The sequence below is a fragment of the Alkalibaculum bacchi genome, from assembly GCF_937875145.1.
In the GTDB taxonomy this organism is placed as follows: Bacteria; Bacillota; Clostridia; order Eubacteriales; family Alkalibacteraceae; genus Alkalibaculum; species Alkalibaculum bacchi_A.
In genome coordinates this window covers 1-4,442 of sequence record NZ_CALNCS010000123.1, presented here as the reverse complement: position 1 = coordinate 4,442, position 4,442 = coordinate 1, and the positions used below count along the sequence as shown (strand labels likewise).

The 4,442-nt window shown below is 33.6% G+C and carries 6 protein-coding genes; 4 read left to right on the top strand and 2 right to left on the bottom strand.

What is annotated here, in order from left to right; all coding sequences use genetic code 11:
• The 4 genes from Q7P22_RS07965 to Q7P22_RS07950 form a co-directional block, all read left to right on the top strand.
• On the top strand, window positions 1-576 hold a 576-nt coding region (locus Q7P22_RS07965; protein WP_303862844.1), incomplete at its 5' end, for an amino acid ABC transporter permease.
• Window positions 557-1,234, top strand: a complete 678-nt coding sequence (locus Q7P22_RS07960) for an amino acid ABC transporter permease (protein WP_303862841.1) — start codon at window positions 557-559, stop codon at window positions 1,232-1,234. The genes Q7P22_RS07965 and Q7P22_RS07960, both read left to right, overlap by 20 nt.
• A gap of 170 nt (window positions 1,235-1,404) precedes the next feature.
• Entirely contained in the window at window positions 1,405-2,178 is a 774-nt protein-coding gene (locus tag Q7P22_RS07955) for an amino acid ABC transporter ATP-binding protein (protein ID WP_303862838.1), read from the top strand.
• Window positions 2,175-3,020, top strand: coding sequence for a cysteine ABC transporter substrate-binding protein (locus Q7P22_RS07950; RefSeq protein WP_303862835.1), 846 nt, complete (start codon window positions 2,175-2,177; stop codon window positions 3,018-3,020). Before Q7P22_RS07955 ends, Q7P22_RS07950 begins: the two co-directional genes overlap by 4 nt.
• Window positions 3,021-3,239: 219 nt before the next feature.
• Here Q7P22_RS07950 and Q7P22_RS07945 read toward each other — a convergent pair whose 3' ends face one another.
• Both Q7P22_RS07945 and Q7P22_RS07940 read right to left on the bottom strand, forming a co-directional pair.
• Window positions 3,240-3,662, bottom strand: coding sequence for a universal stress protein (locus Q7P22_RS07945; protein ID WP_303862832.1), 423 nt, complete (start codon window positions 3,660-3,662; stop codon window positions 3,240-3,242).
• A gap of 46 nt (window positions 3,663-3,708) precedes the next feature.
• Entirely contained in the window at window positions 3,709-4,131 is a 423-nt protein-coding gene (locus tag Q7P22_RS07940; protein WP_303862830.1) for a universal stress protein, read from the bottom strand.
• Window positions 4,132-4,442: the final 311 nt, after the last annotated feature.

Genomic DNA, 4,442 nt, shown 5'->3' with positions numbered 1-4,442 from the left:
GCTTTGTCTCTTGTCTTAGGTTTACTTTGCAGCATTATTACATATTACCAAGTTAAGGGACTTAAGAGAATAGTAGCTATATATATTGAATTATCAAGAAATACACCTTTATTAATTCAGCTATTTTTCCTATATTATGGGCTACCTCAATTAGGTATTAAATTAGAGTCTACTACTTGTGCCATAATTGGACTTACTTTTTTAGGAGGCAGTTATATGGCTGAAGCCTTTCGTAGTGGGCTAGAGGCTGTAAGCAAGACGCAAATAGAAGCTGGTTTGAGCATTGGACTTACGAATCCACAATTAATACGCTATGTGATTTTACCCCAAGCAATAGCTGTGGCTATCCCTGGAATTGGCGCCAATGCGATTTTTTTATTAAAAGAAACTTCCGTTTTTAGTGCAGTCGCCCTAGCTGATTTGATGTTTGTGGCAAAGGATTTAATTGGTATGTATTATAAAACCAATGAGTCACTTCTGGTTTTGGTCATCGCATATCTGATTATTTTACTGCCAATGTCCCTAGGGATTACTTTACTAGAAAGGAGGATACGCTATGCAGGATTTGGGCGTTAGAGTTTTATTTCAAGGAATCAATATGCAACGCCTCCTTGGCGGACTCCTGATAACAGGTAGAATTGCCTTAATCTCTATTATCCTTTCAACGGTATTAGGAATTGCATTTGGACTTCTGATGCTTAGAAAAAATAAAATAATCAATATTCTATGCAGAATATATCTCGAAGCCATTCGAATCATACCTTTGCTCGTTTGGTTATTCATATTCTATTTTGGTGTAACAAAGGCATTTCGCATTCACTTAGACGGAGAAGTCGTCTGCATTATTGTGTTTACACTTTGGGGAACTGCTGAGATGGGTGATATTGTAAGAGGAGCTGTAACATCACTTCCTGTTCATCAAAAAGAAAGCGGTAAGGCAATAGGGCTTACAGACCTTCAAGTTTATCAGTACATTATTATTCCTCAGGCTGTAAGAAGGCTTGTCCCAGCAGCAATTAATTTAGCCACACGTATGATTAAAACTACTTCATTAGCCGTTTTAATTGGCGTAATAGAAGTATTAAAAATAGGCCAGCAAATTATTGAATCATCTATTTTAAAAACCCCAACTGCATCTCTTTGGGTCTATGGGTTTATTTTCTTCCTGTACTTTATTATTTGTTATCCCGTGACTATTTTCTCTAGAAAATTAGAAGAAAAATGGCAAAACTAATAGTTGTAAGTTCTGTGTTAAAATATTTTATTACTTGAAGGGACTTATTTTTTCCCTAGAGAAAGCATTCTTGCTGTTTACAGCGTAAATCATAGAATCAACCTTAGCCTTACCCTATTTAAAAATATGTTTGCAATAGAAAAACTAATCTTATGAAAGGGGGTTTACGTATGGGTGTAGAAGATCAGAAGCCCTTATTACAAATTAAAAACTTACATAAAAAATACGATGATTTAATCGCTTTATCTGATATATCCTTAGAAGTTCATTCAGGTGAAGTTGTGGTTGTACTAGGTCCTTCTGGATGTGGAAAAAGTACACTGCTTCGCTGTATCAATGGACTTGAGGAGATTCAATCTGGGGAAATCTTACTAGATAACAAAATCATAAACCTAGACAAAACACAATGGCATCAAATACGTCAAAAGATTGGAATGGTATTCCAAAGTTATGATTTATTTCCTCACATGACAATCTTAGAAAATGTTTTATTAGGCCCTATTAAAGTACAGAAGCGAAGTAGAGAAGACGTTATAAAAGAAGCAAAACAACTTCTTGATAGAGTTGGGCTTATAGATAAAATAGACGCTTATCCAAGACAGCTTTCAGGTGGACAAAAACAAAGGGTAGCCATTGTTCGAGCACTTTGCATGAATCCTGAAATAATGCTCTTTGATGAAGTAACAGCAGCGCTAGATCCTGAAATGGTTCGAGAAGTTTTAGACGTTATGCTAGAATTAGCTAATCAGGGGATGACAATGATTATTGTTACCCACGAAATGGCCTTTGCCAGAGCAGTAGCAGATCGAATCATATTTATGGATAAAGGTAAGATTGCAGAAATCGCTTCTCCTGAAGAATTCTTTACAAATCCAAATACAGAGAGAGCACAAAAATTCTTAAATACTTTTAGTTTTGATAATGAAAGGAGCAATAAAAAATGAAAAAGAACAAATTAATATCTTTAGCGTTCATTTTGATCTTAATGGTAGGCTTATTTGCGGCCTGTGGTCAACCTAAAGAAGAACTATCATCTCTTGAAAAAATCAAAGAAAATGATGTAATCCGTATAGGAGTTTTTGGAGACAAGCCACCATTTGGATACATTGACGAAAATGGTGAAAATCAAGGATACGATATTTACCTTGCAAAACGTATAGCAAAAGATCTACTAGGTGATGAATCAAAAATCCAATTTGTAATCACAGAAGCTGCTAACAGAGTTGAATACCTTCAATCTGGAAAAGTAGATCTCATATTAGCTAATTTTACTGTAACTCCTGAAAGAAAAGAAGCTGTTGACTTTACAAATCCATATATGAAAGTTAGTTTAGGCGTCGTATCACCAGATGGTTCTGTAATTACAGATGTAGAGCAATTAGAAGGTAAAAAATTGATTGTCAACAAAGGGACAACAGCAGAAATGTATTTCACTCAAAATCACCCAGATATTGAACTTATAAAATACGATCAGAACACAGAAGCATTTAATGCTTTAAAAGATGGACGTGGAGATGCATTGGCTCATGATAATACATTAATATTTGCTTGGGTCGTTCAAAATGAAGGTTTTACAACTGGTATTACTGAATTAGGAAACCAAGATTATATCGCTCCTGCAGTACAAAAAGGAGATACAGAACTGTTAGATTGGGTTAATAATGAGCTTAAAAAATTAGGCGAAGAAAACTTCATGCATGCAAACTATGAGGCTACTTTAAAACCTGTATACGGTGATAGCGTCGATCCAGAATCTGTAGTTGTTGAAGGTGGAGTAGTAAAGTAAGCAACCAACTATCAACCTCTTTTATTCCTTTTGGGTCATTTGACACCTAATGCTAATATTAGCACTTAAAAAACAAAGGTAATAAAATCGAAATGATTTTATTACCTTTTATTTTTTGCTTTTGTATATATTTTTTAACTTGCTACCCTTATGCCACCTTATTAGTCTTTGCCCCGCAAAGCTCAGTCCTAGAGTACTAGTTAGTGATAGCTAAAATACTTATTTGACAATTAGTATTGGCTTTTTAATACCGTGAACTACTTTATTTGCGATACTTCCTAATAAAAACCCTTGAATAAGCCCAGCACTTAAACCCATAGATCCCATTACTACTAAATCAATATCATTTTTTTCACTATAATCGATTATCTCGGTGGCTATATCTCCTTCTAATGATACTAGTTCTATTTTGTCCTCCATATCAGAAAAATCTTTTTTAGCAGCTTGTAGTAATCTTTCTGAATTATCTTTTAACATGTGATAATATTTTTGACTTTCTTCAAATGCAAGATATGGTATAATTGTATTTCTAACATTTAAAAGAATAATATTGCTATCAAAGACTTTGGCAATTTCTTTTGCCTTTAGCATAGCTCTCTTAGAATATTCTGATCCATCAATAGTTACCAAAATAGTTTTCATTACCATCCCCCCATAAATTCACATTATTAATATCCATTTATTTGTGTTATTTGACAATTAAAAGAGGTTTCTTCAGTCTATGAAGCACTTTATTTGCGACACTACCTATTAAAACTCTTTTTATACCATTAGAATTAAGTCCTTCAGATCCAATGATAACTAAATCGATATCATTATTTTCAACATATTTCACGATACTCCTAGCTGCATTACCTTCTAATGATACTGTATTTATATTGCATTCTAAATCAGAAAAGAACTTCTTACCTTCATTTAGTACTTTTTGGGACATTTCATTAAGAAGTGCTAAATAATCCTCTATTTTATTATAGTAGTCTTCTTGTACGGGAATCTCTTTTACATTTAAGAGAGTGATATTAGAGCCAAAAACTCTTGCAAATTCCTTTGCTTTTGCCATTGCTTTCTTTGAACCGTCAGAACCATCTATGGGTATTGCAATATTTTTCATGCTACAACCTCTCCTTGTTCGTATTCTATTATATATATACCCTCACTTTGCATAACTAAAACAGTATTCGTTTTAAATTTTAAGTTATAAGTAAAAGTGTATAGATTATCAATGGTAATTTATACAATGAAATAATAGAGTCACGCTGCCAATATGCAAGCTTAAATTTCGATTTTGGCATAATAAAAAAGAGACTCCCATAAGGAATCTCAACTATTTACTATTCATTATTTACTTTTAATTATTTATTGCTAGTTGGTGGTGGGAGATGGATTCGAACCATCGAAGGCTGAGCCGACAGATTTACAGTC